Consider the following 15,265-nt stretch of genomic DNA (forward strand, 5'->3'; position numbering starts at 1 on the left):
CGCTATCCTCGCACCGTGTCCTGCGCCAGCACCACGCGATCGCCGACCTGCAATCCCTCCAGCACTTCGGCGTATTGCCGGTCATTTATCCCGATGCGGATGGTGCGGGTGTGCGTTTTCCCGTTTTCAATGGTCGTGATGGTGTAACGCTCGGTATCCAGCGCCTGCCCGAGCGCCGCGACCGGCACGCGCAATACGTTTTTTGCTTCGGCAATCTGAATAAAGACCTGCGCCGTCATCGACGTTTTGAGCTCGCGCTCAGCGTTAGGCACTTCAAAGGTACCGGTGTAGTACACCGCCATCGCCTGTTGATTACCGCCCATGCCGCTCTCGCCGGGCGCTTCCAGCGCTTCCTGCGGCGCAGGCTGCACGAAGCCCATCGTACTGACGTAGCGTTTATCCGGATTGGCGATGACGTAAAAGCGCAGCGGTTGACCGGGACGGATTTTTTGCACGTCGGCTTCGGAGATACGCGTTTGCACCTGCATGGTGTCGAGGTTCGCCAGCACCAGAATGGTCGGTGCCGTTTGCGAGGAGACGATGGTCTGCCCTTCCCGGGTGACGATACCCAGCACTTCGCCGTCGATGGGCGCCACAATGCGGGTATAGCTGAGATTGGCCTGCGCCGTTTTCACCGCCATCTCCGCCTGCACAATCTGCGCATCGCTCACGTCAATTTGCTGCACCTGCGCATCGTATTGCGCCTTCGCCTGCTCGTATTCACTGCGCACGGCAGAGCCGTCACGCAGCATCATGCGCTGGCGGTTCAGTTCCTGGCGATAACGTAACAGCGTCGCCTGCGCCGACAGCTTTTGCGCTTTAGCGCTGGCCAGTTGCGCGCGCGTGTTGTTCAGATCGGACTCCTGCAACGTGGGGTCAATTTCCGCCAGCAGTTGTCCTTTTTGCACCTTCTCGCCCTGGCGCACATACAGCTTGCGCAATTGTCCGTTGACCTGCGCCCCGACGTTAACCTGCACCGCCGGTTTCAGAACCCCCGTCACCAGCACCACCTTTTCGATATCGCCCGTGCCAATGGTTTCCAGCGGTAAACTCTCCTGCGGCGAGGTCGAAGCCAGCGACGCCCAGGTGCCACCGATCGCAACGGCCAGCGCTACTGCACCACCGATCAGCAGCCAACGCGATTTCGGCGTCATACGTTGACCTCCAGCGGGCTGAGCGTGCCGTCGTTCAGTTGATAAACTCGCTGAAACCGCGACAGAATCGCGTCGCTGTGGGTGACCACAATCAGTGACTTACCGGTTTTCTGGCAATGAGCGTGAATCGTCTCCATAACAATGGCCGCGGTGTCGTCGTCAAGATTGGCGGTCGGTTCGTCAAGCAACAACACCGGACGTGAGCTGTACAGCGCGCGCGCCAGCAATAACCGCTGACGCTGACCGAGCGACAGCGCCGCGTGGCTTTCGCGGATCAGGGCGTCGATACCGCCCGGTAATCCGCGTACCACCTCACCCAGCGCGAGGGATTCCAGCAATGCCTCAATCCGCCCACGGTCGCGTTCGCGGTAGTGCGCGTCGAACAACGTAATGTTTTCGCGAACCGAGGCGTTAAACAGAATATCCTCCTGACTTTGCAGGCAGACAAACTGCGCAAGTTGTTGCGCAGTCAACGCCTCGTCTGCGGCATAACAGCCCCCCGCCTGCGGAGAAAACAGGCCGGCAATCAGACGGAGTAAAGTGCTCTTACCCGCACCAGATTCACCGACAATTGCAATCTGATCGCCCGCGCGTAGCGACAGCGACACCGACGACAGCACCGGCCTGGCGGGATCGTAGCCATAGCACAACGACGCAAACGTCAGATCCGGCGCGGTATCGGTGGGAAGTTGCATCGCAAACGAAGCGGGCTTCGCCTCGTCTCGTGGCGCAAACAGCGCATGGGCGCGGGTGTCGATCACGTTCAATTGCGATTTCTGAATGATGGCGTAGAAGATACGCGTGACGTAGGAGGTGAATATTTGCCGCAGGAAGCTATAGGCAAAAAAATCGCCCAGTGAGATCAGTTTGCTGTGCACCATCGGCAGAACCACCAGCATAAACACCACCATCTCCAGGCTTCCGGTGAGCTGATACAGCCCCTCTTTCACCTGCTGATAGACCTTCTGGCGTTGCAGACACGAAAACAGATCGCGACTGAAGTTGGCAAATTGTCCCTGGCGCTGCCCTTCCAGTCCGGCGGTTTTGACGGTCAAAATGCCCTGAATTGTCTCCATGAAAAAATCATTCAGGGTGGCGCTTTTCAGCTGCAATTGCTGGGTGAACCAGCGGTCTCGGATCACCGCCCAGACGCTGATGACCCCCATTACCGTGACGCCGACGGCGGAGATCGCCGCCAGCACGGGCGCAATCCAGAACATGATCGCCAGCGCGATCGTGCAGATCACCCAGTCGGAGCGCAGGCCGTTATCCAGCTCAATCTTTTGCAACAGGCCAATCTGCCAGGCCGTGAAGCGGCTGAAGATCTCCCCCGGCGCCCGTTTTTCGAAAAAACGCAGTGGGTTGTGGAGCAGGCGGGAAAACCCCACACCGCTGTGAATCAGCACAAAGCGTTTGATAAAGCGTTCGCTAATCACCCGCACGCCCAGCGCCATCAGTGAGGAGGCGACAAACGCCAGGATAAACCAGCCGTAGGGAAAGTCGCTGCTCTCCACGCTGGAAAAGGCCTGGTTGATGGCGTTGCTCACCATCGTCGGCATCAGAAATAGCGTCAGCGAGACGAGGAAGGTCAGCAGCATCAGCCGATAGATCCCCGGCACCGCCGCAGTTTCCTGCATGCTCATCGCCCGCGGCGCGCTCTGCGCGGTTGTCGACAACGGCAAATCAGGGTCTGCGGCAACGGCCTGCTCAGGTTCGACAATCAGGGCATAGCCGCTGATCTCCTGCTTAAGCGCGGCAAACGGTAACCACTGCTCACCAATCGCCGGGTTCATCACGCACACGTGGTTGCCTTTGCGCCAGGCCAGCAGGACATAGTGACTTGCACCATAATGCAAAATGGCCGGCAGCGGCAGGTCGCTCAGCTCATCGTGCTCAAACAGGACCGGCGTCGTCGCAATACCCAGCCGCGCCAGAATGCTCATCAGCGTATCCAGTGAGGTTCCGTGGTCAGAGGCCGGAAACCACTCGCGCAATGTTGCCAGCGAAACAGGCTGCCCCTGCGTCTGTGCCAGCATCGCCACGCACGCCAGGCCGCACTCGTTGGTCTCTTCCTGAAAGATCAGATTCGGGATCGTGGTCGTCATTTTTATCATCAGTGATTAATAAAGAAGAGAGAATGGCTGTGCCAAAGAAGCCACTCCTGCGGATATTCGCGCAGCGTGGATTCAATAATGTCAGGCAGTTCGCGGGCGACATTCTGACTGCTCACCGGCGGACGAATATGAATGTGCAGACCGTTGTGGTAGCTGAGGTGATAAAACACCACCTGCGCCGCAATCACTCCGGAAAGGCGCACCACGCCATTGTGTAACTTCGCGCTGCGGCCGAATAAACGACACGGCAGTTTCGCCGCCAGCGCCCCTTCGGCCTGTAGGGTGTAGTCCGGCGAGATATCGGGAAAAATAATCATGTTCTGCCGTCCGGTAGCGACATCGGTGATGAGCTCCATCAGGCTGCCGGCCAGCGTTTTGTTCTGCTGATGGATGGAGCAATAGGAGAGGTCGATACCGCCCAGGGCACGGGTCTGCGCGTTGTAGAGTTCGGCGCTGGAAGAGACCACCACGCAGGCTTTACCCGGCGTGACGCAGGCACCGACCATCGCCGCCAGCACGTCCGACACCGTATGTAACGGCGCCAGAATGTAAGGAATGTTCTGCTGATGCAGCGGTGCGACTACGGCATCAAGTTCTGCCGCACAGGCACGGATCTGCTGGAGTAGCGCCGGGTTTTGTCCCCATGTTGCGGCCTCTTCCAGCAGGCGGCGACGCACCGCGATCCAGGCCGCGTTCACCCGGCCGGTTTGCCCGATCAGGCAGCGGGTGTTTTCGTTTGCCACCGCATTGCGTAAGCGATAAGAGCGCCCCAGCAACCGTAGCGCGCAGAGTCCTTTCGCCACGGTCAGTAATGCGGGCAGCGGTAGATAACGCACCATTTTTCGCAGCAGAATCAGTGTTCCCTGAGAAAAATTACGCTTCGCGTCATACAGCCATCCCGCACTGTTTTTAAAACTAAATACGCTCCAGATAATAAAAAATCTGACCACCGCGGTTATTTATCCTCTTTCAGCAATTGCAGCATGCGCTGCGCAAATTGAGGAAATTCACTGTCCTGGGCGACCACATAGCGTTTATTGATAATAAACATCGGCGTCGCGTTAATATCATAATGCGCGGTAATGGCCGCCATCGTGCTGAGACGGTTTTTAACCGCGTCGCTCTGACGCAGAGTATTAAATTTATCCACATCAATATTGTTTTTTACCAGCCAGGCATTCAATGCCTTCTCATCGGTGAGGTCGACATTACGGGTAATAACGGCGTTATAGGCGCTGTCGCGAACCTTCTTTTCAATCCCCATCTCTTCCAGCGTGGCGAAAATCGGCGCGTAAGCAGCAAGACCGCTGTCCTCACTGGTAATATGAATCGCGGTAAATACACTGCCCGGCGGCAGGGTCCGGGAAAATTCCGCCAGATTTTCTTCATTAGCCGCACAATAATGGCAACCGTAAGACATCACCTCGATAATGCTGCGCGCGTCTTTAATCGGACTCTGAGCAATTTGTTCTGTGCTGACTTCACGAAAAGCCTGTGTTTGTGAGTTATCCGTGGCAAAGGTATTAAAGACAAAAATGTGATAACAAAGCACCGTCATCAACGAAGAGATGACGATCAAACACAGCGAATAGCTGATAATAGTGATGCGTTTAAATTGGGTCGCCATAGTATTCTCGCAGCGGAAAAGATAAACCTGGAGGCGCGGGTACCTCCAGGTCATAGCCAATGATTAGCGGTTCGGAACCCCACCACACTTGCTGGCGTTCGCATCTTTCATTGACGTGGTCGTACCGTGCTTATCCGTGCAGGTTGTCAGTTCCTTACAGGAGGTCACACCACCAATAGTGACGTTCTGATACGTGGTTTCGCAGGTTTTACAGGTTCCGCCCACCACGTTAGCCACTTCGATCGCAGTTAATTTTTTCATCTCTGTTTTCCTTACTTAGGGTTTAATGGGGTGCAATCACTTGCACCGATCGCTCGGCAAATACCACTGCCGAAAAGACAGTTCACGGGTCACACGGCATAATTCCCTTGAACACCGTGAATAACGCAATGTTGTTTCTAATATTCAGTCGTTTCATTAAGTGCCGTTTGATATAGCTCAGGCGTCGGACATCAATATTCACTTCACCGGAAATTTGCGACAGCGATTTCCCTTTGAATATCTCTTCCATCAGCCACCATTCATTGCCGGAAATCGTATAATTCATTTCCCGGTGGTGCAGTCTTCTGCGGGTGTAATTCACTAATGAATAGCTAAAGCAGCATCCCTGGCGTCGTTGGTCCAATAATTCCTGAAAAAAAGGGGTGATATTGGCGAGATTCTCGCTTTTCAATAACCAGTGCGCGTTTGGCAACAGCGCATACAACGTGAAAAACAGCGGCATGTTGTGCTCGCTTAATAAAATGATCAGATTCTTGTTTTCACGCTGATAGAAATTATTCATGAGCTGCAGCGCGCGAATCCGCTCACGCGGCAGGCTGTCCAAATCGCAGAGGATCCACAGGCAGCAGTCATCATTCACGCGAGTCTGTAACTGCTTAATCAATTGCGTGTAATCATCCGTTAAGGAATATAAAACATCCGTTTTCTCCGCAAGCAAACTGGCAATCACTGTTTTGATTCCTTGCGAAAAAAAGAGATCTTTGTTGTAAAGAAAACACTGATACACCATGCCTCAATATCCTTTTGATGACGCTACTGATAGTTCAATGTGTAATTCGCTGTGGCGGTAAAAGGTCCGGTGGTCAGGGTGCCGTTTGCTAAGGCATCCGGTTCAGCCTCCACAAATGCCTGGAAGTTAAGCCGTAAAGTGGTGTCGCTGATCGCGGCCGGACGGGTCGCCACATTCAGGCGCACAGGCGTATCGTCTTCCTCCAGAAGACCGATCCCCACGCCACCCGCGTTGCCCGGTGATGTGGCGCTGATCGCCAGTCGGTCCGCCAGATTGCCATTGGCAGTACCGCTGAACGTCACCGTCACGGAATCAAAGACGCTCGGCGTGCAATCCTCTAATTTGATCGTGAACGGAACCGGCACTGTTTTTCCGTTGATATACAGTGACTTGGTCGATACTTTCCCGAAATCGACTGGCACTCGCTCTGAATCAGGCGCAATGCTGCACGGGTAAGCCATCACCACGCCGGTGAAACTGAGATCGCCACCCAGCAACTCCCCCAGCGCCCACACCGGGGCCGGAGCGAGCGCCGTCAATAAACCGGCAAAGACCATTGTTATGCGATGCATATTCCCTCCTTACTGGAATTCAGCCACAACCGTTGCAGATGCATGGAACTCACCTTCCGGAATGACGGAGGTGGTATATTTCGCCACCGGCGCGGCAGTCAGGTTCCAGTCGCCTTCGTTATTGGCAAACCCCGGCACGTTATAGAAGGTATTGGGTGCCACCGGGTTGCCCTGACGATCGCGCAGCGCAATGCCCAGCTCGGAACGATCCGTTGTCCCCTGCGTACTCAGGTATTTACCATCGTCAAACGCAGGATTAGCCTGCTGGATCCCCAATTTGATATTCAGTGCCCCCTGGGCAAAACTGCCGCCCTCGCACTTCACATGAATCGGTACGTTTTTGCTGTAATTGATGCCATTCAGTCGGCTACCGATCCCCGGTATGTTGCCGAAGTCAACGACGATCGGCGTCCCCTGATTGACGATACATTTATCCGGCACGGTGATGACACCGGAAGCGATGGTGATGCGGGAAAGCGGCGTTTGCCCCATTGCGCCCGGCCCCAGGCGACCAAAGAGTTTTGCAATCTCAGATCCTTGCAGGTTCACCCCGTTGATAATCGGTTTGGTGATCATAAAGGTCACTTTCCCCTTTGCACCGGAGGTAAACTGGTTGTCAAGGATCGTGCTGGGCGGGTTACAGTAGTTCTGATTGGCGTCGTTTGAGATGTTATCAAACGGTACTGTTTTATAATCTTGCAGATTCCCGCCGATGTAGATCTCAATTTTAACGTCCATATAGTCATTCAGTTTGAGGTAACCCGGCGTCATTCCGGACTGCGTCAACGTCGCCTGAGACATGTAATACACCGGCTGATCCACCATTGACTGTGTACAGTACGCACGCCCCTGGAACATCCCTGCCAGATTAAACTCGTCAGTAATGGTCGCCCCTGCCTGGTTGGAGGTAATATCATGATTGCTGATATTAATCAGATAGTCATAGGTCCCATTCACCGGTTCAATTTCACCGTCCAGTGCGGACCACGCCGCGCCCGGTAAGCCGAGCGTGCTGAGTGCCAGTAAGACCGGCCATTTGCGGCGGAACAGGCCTGACAGTTTCATTACAAGTACTCCATCTTCAGGCGGACCAGGCTGCTAAAGTCACCCGCGCTCACATGCAACCCCGTGGATTCCAGCGCCGCCATAAAATTCAGTTCACTATCACCAGAGTTCACCAGCCAGGGCGCATGGGTCTGCCCGACATCCAGCGCATTCCCGTTTTTATCGAGCAGGCGCACGCCGGCTCCCTGGGTCGTACCGCTGGTGCGTAATAGCTGGCCGTTATTAAGATCGGATTCACCAACGAACGTCAGTTGCACCGCCTGCTCCCCGGTGCTGTAGGCACGCCAGTCATTCCCGGTGGTTCTGGACGCCAGACTCCCTCGCGACTGCGACGCCCCTTTCAGGCAGTCCTTCAGATACAATTTGAAGCGTACCGGCTCACTGCGATCGCCCGCCTGGCGAAAATTCTGCGCGCTGATCTCGCCCATCTCGACATCCTGAATACGCCCTTGTGTCATCAGCACACAGGGAGAGGCAAACACGGTGCCGTGAAACCGGACAATGCCGCTATCTTCGCTGACATGTTCCTGAGCGCTATGCTGTGGCTGCGCGGGCACATCCGCCCCGCACTGAAACGCCACGCCCATCGCAAGGAGGGCCACCGTGAATAAAGGATTTTGCATTGTCAGGTTCCTCCTGGTTAGCCCTGCTGCGCCGGTGGAAGCGCTTTGCAGGTGTTGCCATCGCAACGAAACTTCAGCTCCGGGTGTCCGCCATAGTCGTTCACGTACATCATGGAAAACTGGCTGACATTTCCGTCCGTTACCGCAAACTGCTGGCTCGATTTGGGCGCGATCATGATCCCCGGGAATTGGGTGATCTTCTGTCCGGCCCCTTTGGACAACCCAAGGATCGTGACGTAGTAAGGCGTTGGATTCTGTACCGTCATCTGGTTGCCGTTTTTCTGGAACACCACCTGGTCCTGCCAGATTTCACTCCGGGTCTTCGGGATCACCGCCGCCGGGCGGTAAAACAGCTTGATGCGCGACTGCATGGCCAGTTGCAGCGTATTCGGTTTATCCGGCTTCGGCGGGATCTCCCGGACGTTGAGGTAGAACAGGCTTTCTCTGTCCTGCGGCAGCTTTTCGATCCCGGCGGTTTTGGTGACGCGCGCGATCCCTTTCTGCCCTCCGTTGATTCGCTGTAGCGGCGGTAACACAATCAGCGGCGAGGTAATCTTGTTGCCCTTTTCATCCTCGACCCACGACTGGGCGAGGAAGGGAATATCCGGGCTGGTATTGGACAGATTGGCGCTCGATGAGGCCTCTTTCTCCGTAATAATGACGCGGGTCCGATCCAGAGAGACCCCCGCCTGCGCGTAGCCGCCAATCATGCTCAGCGCCCACGCCGCCATCAGATATCCGCTATGTCTTTTCTTGCTCATTTTTGGCCTTTTATTACAGTGAGATAACTCGTTCTGTCGGGATTAACGACACGGCAGAAGCGTGTTCGCCGATCCGTTGTTTGCGCCTGGCGGGATCGTCACCTGACATTGCTGTTTACCGCCCCACATCACGTTCAGCGTTTCGTTCGCATTGACCCCCGCAAGCCAGGCTTGCCCGTCTTCCAGCACCATCGCGACGCTTACGCCATCGGTGTTGTAAATTTCCGCGCCGAATGGCGGGACGCTGCCATCCGTGAGGCGTAGCGTCCCCATCATCTTCATCCCCTTCGCCATACCGAAGGCCTGATAGCCAATCGCGCCTTCCGTCAGGGTTGTCGTGCTGATGGCTTTTGACGGTTCGATGTCGCTGTCCATCGCATCCACGTCCACGCGGGTGTCAAAACTGTTGTAGCTCACCACATCCGGCACCACGGCAATGCCGTAGCCGTTAGTCCGCGACTTCTTGCCGTTAAGCGGCACGCCGCCAATGCCATTGGTATCCACCATAACGCGCGCCGTGTTGATCGTTGCGCCGCTGTTATGCATCGCGGCACCGTGGCGGGTTGCCGTGAAGCCACCGCGCAGGGTCGTGCTCAGCGCCATGTACTGGCTCTGCTGATAGCTGGCATTGGTATTGATTTCCGCCAGTTGCGAACGATGCTGGTAATAACCGTCAACGCTGGCGTTACCGCTCTGGCTGGCACCGGCACGAATACGCCACAAGTTGTTGTAATCACTGTTGTCGGTGTAGGACGCCATCGGACTGGTTTTGCCGTTGTTGGTCTGGATATCCAGACCCGCCCATTTGTTGTCGCCAATCGGCACCGACAGCGAGAAGGAGATCGAATCGTCTTTGCGCCCTTTGTAATCGGTACGGTAAGCGGAAAGGTTGGCGGTGATACCGTTGATGTCACCAATGCGGAAGGCGCGCCCCACCGACATGCCGTAACGATCCTGGCTACGCTTATCCCAGTAGTTCTGGTGCGTCCAGGTCAGGAAGACGGTCGTCGCCTTCCCTGCTTCGCCAGCCCAGAAGGTTTTATTCCCGGTGATGGTATAGAGCTCTTTTTCACGCCCGATGTGGTCGTATCCCTGATAGCGTTCATCGAGATACTGCGCCATTGTGCGGAAGTCTTCCTGCGAGAAGCGGTAGCCCGCAAAGGTAATAGAGCTGTTGTATTCGTCGAAGGTTTTCGCGTAGCTCAGCTTGTAAGAGGTTCCTTTCAGCCGGTTGCCGTCTGGCTCACGGCTCCACGACTCGGTGGCGTCAATGGAAATAGCGCCAAACGCATAGAGATCGCGCCCGATACCCAACGACGCCGCGGTGTACTCTTCACCTGAAGACTGTAAGCCGCCATACAGCGACCACGCGTTACTGACCCCCCATGAGAAATCGCCGGAAAGGAACGTTGGGCCCTGCATTTTATGGTTGTAACGGGACGGCGTACCGCCTGAGATGTTGTAACGAACGTAGCCCGGACGCGTGAGATACGGAATATTGGCGGTGTTCACCTGGAAAGTGGAGACCGAGCCGTCCTGTTCTTCGACGCGTACATCGAGCGTGCCACGCACTGAACTGCGCAAATCCTGAATGTTGAACGGCCCGGCGGGTACGGTCGTTTCATAGATGACGCGCCCACTCTGGCTGACGGTCACTTTGGCGTTGGTACGGGCGATACCATGAATTTCAGGGGCATAGCCCTGTAACGCCGGTGGCAGCATCCGCTCATCGCTGGCAAGGTTGACCCCGGTAAAACGCACGGTATCGAAAACCTGCGAATTCAGGTAGATCTCACCCAGCGTCAGTTTCGCCGCCATCATCGGCAAAGGACGGTAGGCGTAGATCTGATTCCAGTCGAAATCGAATTGATGGTTCTGGCTGTAATAGCTGGTCTGATATTCACCGCGCACACGCCAGCCGCCGATGTTCGCGCCCGCCTGACCATAGCCTGAAACCGCGCTGTAGTTTTCCTGGCCGTTAAACTGGCGGGTAAGTTGCCCGTTGAGGCTGTAATCAAACAGAAGACCCGCGATCCCTTCATCCCAGCGCTCAGGCGGCGTCCAGTTCGGATCGTTATACTTCATCCACGCCTGCGGCACGGTAATTTCAAGCACGCCAGCATAGTTGCTTAATTTCGCCCCTGGCAGACTTTGCAGGGAATAGCAGTTCTCATAGAGCTGGGTGACTTGCGCGCGGGCCTCATCTTTCAGCGCCAGTTTGTCCAGCAGGTCGCCGCTGATGCACGGCAGCGTGCGCTTGCCTTCAGGAGCCTCGATATAACGAATTTTCTCCTGACCGACCGGCTGACCGTTAATACGGATATCCAACAAATAATCACCAGGCGTGACATAGTTGTCGGTTGCAAAACGCGACAGATCAATCTGCGTGCGCTCCGCTGCATCCAGGACATCGGTATTAAACTCAACGCTCTCCTCAGCACTGGTTGTCGCTGCATAGCAGCTATTCATTACCAGAAGAGCAATCATCGTTATAGGGGTTTTTATTTTTACCGACATGATTTTCATCCCGAATAAATCCGTTAAAAACGTCCTGCTTCCTGCCAGGTTATTGTTATGCTGTTAGTGGTAATCCATAAAAAACTGCGCAACGGCAGTAAACTCGCCCGCTTTTATATATTTTTGAACCGGTACCAGCGATGCGGAAAATTTTAAAACGTTATCGGTCTCGCTCAGTTCATATTCCTGAGAGGGTTGACCCAGCGTTAATATTTCACCCTGACTGTCACGTAGACGAATACCAAAGCCATCGGCGTCACCACTGACTAATAATGTGGTGGGATCGGATGCCGCCGCATTGCCCATAAAAGTGACCGAAGCATAAGGATAAAGTGAACCATCGTTGCCTCGTTTCACCACGGAACATCCTGTCAGGCGTATCAACACTGGCCGCGTAATATTGCCTTCATCATTACGATTAATCAGGCTGGCAGAAACATTACCAAACTCAACCTCTATATCCCGACTGTTCGGGTCAAGGCTGCATGCCGCCTCAATCAGTTCACCGCTCATGGCTAATTTACCCGGCGTGACGGTGGATGCTGAAACCGAAGCCGACCCGACCAGAGCGCAAAAATAGACGGCAATGAGGAGCGTATTGTTTATTTTCACTTTGTCCCTCCCTGGTCTACGATGGAGAAAGTGCGGGAACACGCCCCGCACTCATCACTTCAGGTCAATTACTGGTACGCAATCTCGAAGTTCACGGTGGACTGGAAGGAACCAGCAGCCACGGTTGCGCTTGCGCTTTCTGCTTTCACATAGGCCACAAACGGAATGGTGTTGGTGCCATTAACCAGCTGGACAGGTGTTGTTGCAGTGCCCCACACCACATCCTGGCTGGCGCTGTCACGCAGGCCGATACCCGCACCAGACGCGGTGCCTGAAGTAAAGGCCGCCAGAGTGGCGTCAGTTGGGTTGGTGCTGGTCGGGGTGTAAGTCACTTCTGCAGTTTGCGCTACCGTGATGTCGCAGTGCTGCAGTTCGATGTTCTGGTGTACGTTTCCGGCGCGAGCACCGTTAGCCAGTGCAGAAACAGGAATCTGACCAAAATCAACGGTCACCGGGCTTGAACCTGGTGCCAGACCACAGGCGGTATTTACCAGTTCACCCTGGAATTCAATCACACCGTTCGTTGTGTCAGCTAAAACAGACATAGAACCCAGAGCGGCGCTGAACGCAACAGCCATAGCAACTTTATTCATTTTCATAACAATTTCCTGTTTGTACCAATATCCTGAGAAATAAAGAGTCATCACGTCGCATTCGTTATTTCGTCCTGCTGTAATCAACTCTTGGTTTTGTTCTGGAAATGTCCTGGCAATAATTAAAAATGCAATAATATTAATTACCACCACTCCTTTGAACTGATGAAAATGCTACCAAATCAAAATTCCCACACAAAGCGCTACATTTGCTGTGGGATAGATACGCATTGTTAACTCGCAGGGAAAGGAAAGGTGGATTTATATCTCGCGAAGTGGTGTGATAAATCCGAAATACATGACGGGTTTTAGCGGATATAGAATTCAAAAGCGGAGAAGAGATTAGGATAATTCCCGATAATACCGGAAATAAAATAATGACTCAGTAAATTATTGGAATAGTTAAGGTGAAAATATCAACAGTAGAGCTCAAAGATGTTCCTTCCCGTCGTTTTGACAAGCCTGAAGCAAACTTAGCCAGTCGTCGGGTGGATTCCCCTCATCAAGCATTTTCCCGAAAATCTTATAGGCATCGGTCTTGCTGCCGCAGGTGCGCAATGACCCTTCATCATTCACCCATGCGATGACAATGATCTTACTCTCGAGACTATAACGGAAAAATAAGCGATACCGTCCCCCACCAAACTTCGCTCTCGACCAGTCTGTATAAGCTTTCCCTATACTGTCACCAGGCCGGTAAACAGAAGCTCGGGGTTCGTGGGTAATGTTGGCAATGGATTTCAATAAATGCGCCAGCACCATGGTCTCTTTCTTCTTCTGGAAAACAATGGGATCTGGAAACCTGTGCTTAAGGTCTTCAACACGTGCGACCAGCGCGTTGTATTGATCGATAAAACAGGGATGAGCGTAGATCGTCCACCCGTTCAGCCATGTGGGAAAATCCATTTTTTCAGTCTTCGTCGCTGATTTCATCATCAAGATTGACGTCGATACCATCAACCAGTTCATAGCCACGGGATAAATCCAGCTTCTTCAGCGTTTGTGGGTTATTCGCCACATCCTGTGATAAGAAGTCCAGGAATGATCGCATCACACCGTCCTCCGTTGCTTCACTGTATTTTGAAAGCAGTACTTCACCCGTGGAAAGCAATGTGTAATGAATACGATCACCACTGCGAAGATGTAAAGCGTCCCTGATCGACGCAGGGATAGTCGTTTGATGTCGTTCCGTCAATTTAGAATCCGCTTCAATGGCAATGTCTTCAGATCGAACATAGGCGAACATATTTATCCCTTTGCGTTGCTGTGTACAAATTTTAAACGCATTGTAGGCTCGCCAGAAAAACAATGCAAACGCATTGCAATGTAGTTGCATTGTTAGCAAAGAACTCACGGAGCTGAACGTTACACTCAGAAACTCGCAATGACAGAGGATTCAAAGCCTATAAAGGAGGAAAAGATCAAAACGGGAAGCCGTCTCGCAAATTCGGGCGGAAGGATTATTTCAGACTGACGGCATCAACATGACACTGTACCCGGCATTCACCGCAGCCGGTACAACGCTCGCTGTCCAGCACAGGGATCCCCGTCGCGCCGAGGGTACAGGCCAGTTCGGGGCATGCCTCAACACACTGGTTACACGAGCGCACTGGATTAACGCAGGCAGCGCTGAACGTTGGCCGCAGGCCTGTATCAAAACGCGCCTGTACGCACAGCGCGTCACTCGGGCATGCGGCAATGCACGCCCCACAGCCATCGCAACTGGCATAATCAATAGCCAGTTGCGGGTAGCCGTCTTCGTGACGGGTCAGAATCCCCATCGGGCATGCATCGATACACTGGTTGCATCGGGTACATTGCGCGATGAACTGCGCATCAGGCACGGCTCCCGGTGGCAACGAATGCGCAAGTTGAGGCACCGATACCCCCTCCGGCGCAGTGTGCTTTGCCGCACTGACAAACGCGCGAAACAGCCCACGCCGACTGACGTGCCGATGCGTCATCAGCGCCTGATAATATTTCTCTGACTTGTTCATCCGAAGTACAGCCGTTTCACCGCAGGTTGTAGCGCGCGTTGCTGCTCCATCTCCTGCAGATAACACGCCGTTACGGCGGCAAGACGCGCATAGAACGGGCTCACCGCGCTGTCCTGCACGCGTTCCAGATAGCGATATCCCCACGGCAGCAGATGCACTGCGAATAATTGATTTACCGCCGCGTCTTTACCGGCCTCCAGCAGCGCACTACTGGCTAACAGCATCAGGCCAAACTGATCTTCGGGTTCGCTCTGGCGCGAGTCAAATGCCATTCCCTGCGACTGTAAAAACGCGCGGTATTCCGCGGTGGTATCGCCCATCAGCAGATTATCGCGCTCCAGCCAGACGGAACCCCATGGCGGCGCGGGCATATCCCCTTGCCCTTCGAACAGCACGGAAAATTGCCACGCCAGTTCTTCATCATCCGGCAGCGGCCAGTCAGCACACAGCCTGGCAATCTGCACCGGATCGCGCCACGGATACAGATCGGGCAGCATGGGCAGACTGTCGAACAGCGCTTTCACCTCCGGTCGTCCGGGAGAGTAATAAAACAGTGCACCGAGGATCCTCGGTAATACAGCATCGGGGGTCATCTCTGGCTCCTCCTGAAAACAGAGC

Annotated in this window: 17 protein-coding genes; all 17 read right to left on the reverse strand. The window is 54.3% G+C overall.

Features of this window, described 5'->3' with window-relative positions; translation table 11 throughout:
* Positions 1–2 precede the first annotated feature (2 nt).
* Entirely contained in the window at positions 3–1,154 is a 1,152-nt protein-coding gene (locus ACQ0PY_RS22050; RefSeq protein ID WP_109739557.1) for an efflux RND transporter periplasmic adaptor subunit, read from the reverse strand.
* Positions 1,151–3,259, reverse strand: a complete 2,109-nt coding sequence (locus tag ACQ0PY_RS22055; RefSeq protein WP_109739558.1) for a peptidase domain-containing ABC transporter — start codon at positions 3,257–3,259, stop codon at positions 1,151–1,153. The genes ACQ0PY_RS22050 and ACQ0PY_RS22055 overlap by 4 nt, the downstream gene beginning before the upstream one ends.
* 8 nt (positions 3,260–3,267) lie before the next feature.
* A complete protein-coding gene (locus ACQ0PY_RS22060; RefSeq protein WP_109739559.1) occupies positions 3,268–4,218 on the reverse strand; it encodes an ABC transporter in 951 nt (316 codons plus the stop codon).
* 5 nt (positions 4,219–4,223) lie between these two features.
* Positions 4,224–4,895: a thiol:disulfide interchange protein DsbA/DsbL gene (locus ACQ0PY_RS22065; protein ID WP_109739560.1), complete on the reverse strand. Its 672-nt coding sequence runs from the start codon at positions 4,893–4,895 to the stop codon at positions 4,224–4,226.
* Between the two features lie 63 nt (positions 4,896–4,958).
* The gene (locus tag ACQ0PY_RS22070; protein WP_044257294.1) at positions 4,959–5,156 is read right to left on the reverse strand and encodes a DUF4762 family protein; all 198 of its coding nucleotides are present in this window, start codon (positions 5,154–5,156) and stop codon (positions 4,959–4,961) included.
* An 82-nt stretch (positions 5,157–5,238) separates the two neighbouring features.
* Positions 5,239–5,907: a helix-turn-helix domain-containing protein gene (locus ACQ0PY_RS22075; RefSeq protein WP_054176700.1), complete on the reverse strand. Its 669-nt coding sequence runs from the start codon at positions 5,905–5,907 to the stop codon at positions 5,239–5,241.
* Positions 5,908–5,930: 23 nt separating this feature from the next.
* Complete coding sequence (locus ACQ0PY_RS22080; protein WP_044257297.1) at positions 5,931–6,479, reverse strand: fimbrial protein; 549 nt, start codon at positions 6,477–6,479, stop codon at positions 5,931–5,933.
* Between the two features lie 9 nt (positions 6,480–6,488).
* The gene (locus tag ACQ0PY_RS22085; RefSeq protein WP_044257299.1) at positions 6,489–7,544 is read right to left on the reverse strand and encodes a fimbrial protein; all 1,056 of its coding nucleotides are present in this window, start codon (positions 7,542–7,544) and stop codon (positions 6,489–6,491) included.
* On the reverse strand, positions 7,544–8,167 hold the full coding sequence (locus ACQ0PY_RS22090) for a fimbrial protein (protein ID WP_052517371.1): 624 nt from the start codon (positions 8,165–8,167) through the stop codon (positions 7,544–7,546). The genes ACQ0PY_RS22085 and ACQ0PY_RS22090 overlap by 1 nt, the downstream gene beginning before the upstream one ends.
* A gap of 17 nt (positions 8,168–8,184) precedes the next feature.
* Complete coding sequence (locus ACQ0PY_RS22095; protein WP_044264050.1) at positions 8,185–8,928, reverse strand: fimbrial biogenesis chaperone; 744 nt, start codon at positions 8,926–8,928, stop codon at positions 8,185–8,187.
* Positions 8,929–8,970: 42 nt separating this feature from the next.
* Positions 8,971–11,445 carry a fimbria/pilus outer membrane usher protein gene (locus tag ACQ0PY_RS22100; RefSeq protein WP_044257386.1) on the reverse strand — a complete coding sequence of 825 codons (2,475 nt, stop codon included), beginning with the start codon at positions 11,443–11,445 and terminating at the stop codon, positions 8,971–8,973.
* A gap of 63 nt (positions 11,446–11,508) precedes the next feature.
* Entirely contained in the window at positions 11,509–12,057 is a 549-nt protein-coding gene (locus ACQ0PY_RS22105; RefSeq protein WP_052443907.1) for a fimbrial protein, read from the reverse strand.
* Between the two features lie 68 nt (positions 12,058–12,125).
* On the reverse strand, positions 12,126–12,656 hold the full coding sequence (locus tag ACQ0PY_RS22110; RefSeq protein WP_042999110.1) for a fimbrial protein: 531 nt from the start codon (positions 12,654–12,656) through the stop codon (positions 12,126–12,128).
* A gap of 423 nt (positions 12,657–13,079) precedes the next feature.
* Positions 13,080–13,556, reverse strand: coding sequence for a type II toxin-antitoxin system YhaV family toxin (locus ACQ0PY_RS22115; protein ID WP_109739561.1), 477 nt, complete (start codon positions 13,554–13,556; stop codon positions 13,080–13,082).
* Between the two features lie 4 nt (positions 13,557–13,560).
* Positions 13,561–13,986 (reverse strand): type II toxin-antitoxin system PrlF family antitoxin, encoded by a 426-nt coding sequence (locus ACQ0PY_RS22120; protein WP_334262943.1) that lies wholly within the window; start codon positions 13,984–13,986, stop codon positions 13,561–13,563.
* 124 nt (positions 13,987–14,110) lie between these two features.
* Entirely contained in the window at positions 14,111–14,647 is a 537-nt protein-coding gene (gene napF, locus ACQ0PY_RS22125; RefSeq protein WP_042999107.1) for a ferredoxin-type protein NapF, read from the reverse strand.
* A complete protein-coding gene (locus tag ACQ0PY_RS22130; protein ID WP_042999106.1) occupies positions 14,644–15,240 on the reverse strand; it encodes a molecular chaperone TorD family protein in 597 nt (198 codons plus the stop codon). Before ACQ0PY_RS22130 ends, napF begins: the two co-directional genes overlap by 4 nt.
* Positions 15,241–15,265 lie beyond the last annotated feature (25 nt).

The organism is Citrobacter sp. LST-B2, assembly GCF_057983045.1.

What these genes read in the sequence shown, in the direction of transcription:
- ACQ0PY_RS22110 (WP_042999110.1), bottom strand. Translation starts at nt 12,656, where the DNA reads ATGAAAATGAATAAAGTTGCTATGGCTGTTGCGTTCAGCGCCGCTCTG.
- ACQ0PY_RS22100 (WP_044257386.1), bottom strand. Translation starts at nt 11,445, where the DNA reads ATGTCGGTAAAAATAAAAACCCCTATAACGATGATTGCTCTTCTGGTA.
- ACQ0PY_RS22120 (WP_334262943.1), bottom strand. Translation starts at nt 13,986, where the DNA reads ATGCAACTACATTGCAATGCGTTTGCATTGTTTTTCTGGCGAGCCTAC.
- ACQ0PY_RS22075 (WP_054176700.1), bottom strand. Translation starts at nt 5,907, where the DNA reads ATGGTGTATCAGTGTTTTCTTTACAACAAAGATCTCTTTTTTTCGCAA.
- napF (WP_042999107.1), bottom strand. Translation starts at nt 14,647, where the DNA reads ATGAACAAGTCAGAGAAATATTATCAGGCGCTGATGACGCATCGGCAC.
- ACQ0PY_RS22130 (WP_042999106.1), bottom strand. Translation starts at nt 15,240, where the DNA reads ATGACCCCCGATGCTGTATTACCGAGGATCCTCGGTGCACTGTTTTAT.
- ACQ0PY_RS22065 (WP_109739560.1), bottom strand. Translation starts at nt 4,895, where the DNA reads ATGGCGACCCAATTTAAACGCATCACTATTATCAGCTATTCGCTGTGT.
- ACQ0PY_RS22050 (WP_109739557.1), bottom strand. Translation starts at nt 1,154, where the DNA reads ATGACGCCGAAATCGCGTTGGCTGCTGATCGGTGGTGCAGTAGCGCTG.
- ACQ0PY_RS22090 (WP_052517371.1), bottom strand. Translation starts at nt 8,167, where the DNA reads ATGCAAAATCCTTTATTCACGGTGGCCCTCCTTGCGATGGGCGTGGCG.
- ACQ0PY_RS22055 (WP_109739558.1), bottom strand. Translation starts at nt 3,259, where the DNA reads ATGACGACCACGATCCCGAATCTGATCTTTCAGGAAGAGACCAACGAG.
- ACQ0PY_RS22085 (WP_044257299.1), bottom strand. Translation starts at nt 7,544, where the DNA reads ATGAAACTGTCAGGCCTGTTCCGCCGCAAATGGCCGGTCTTACTGGCA.
- ACQ0PY_RS22070 (WP_044257294.1), bottom strand. Translation starts at nt 5,156, where the DNA reads ATGAAAAAATTAACTGCGATCGAAGTGGCTAACGTGGTGGGCGGAACC.
- ACQ0PY_RS22115 (WP_109739561.1), bottom strand. Translation starts at nt 13,556, where the DNA reads ATGGATTTTCCCACATGGCTGAACGGGTGGACGATCTACGCTCATCCC.
- ACQ0PY_RS22080 (WP_044257297.1), bottom strand. Translation starts at nt 6,479, where the DNA reads ATGCATCGCATAACAATGGTCTTTGCCGGTTTATTGACGGCGCTCGCT.
- ACQ0PY_RS22095 (WP_044264050.1), bottom strand. Translation starts at nt 8,928, where the DNA reads ATGAGCAAGAAAAGACATAGCGGATATCTGATGGCGGCGTGGGCGCTG.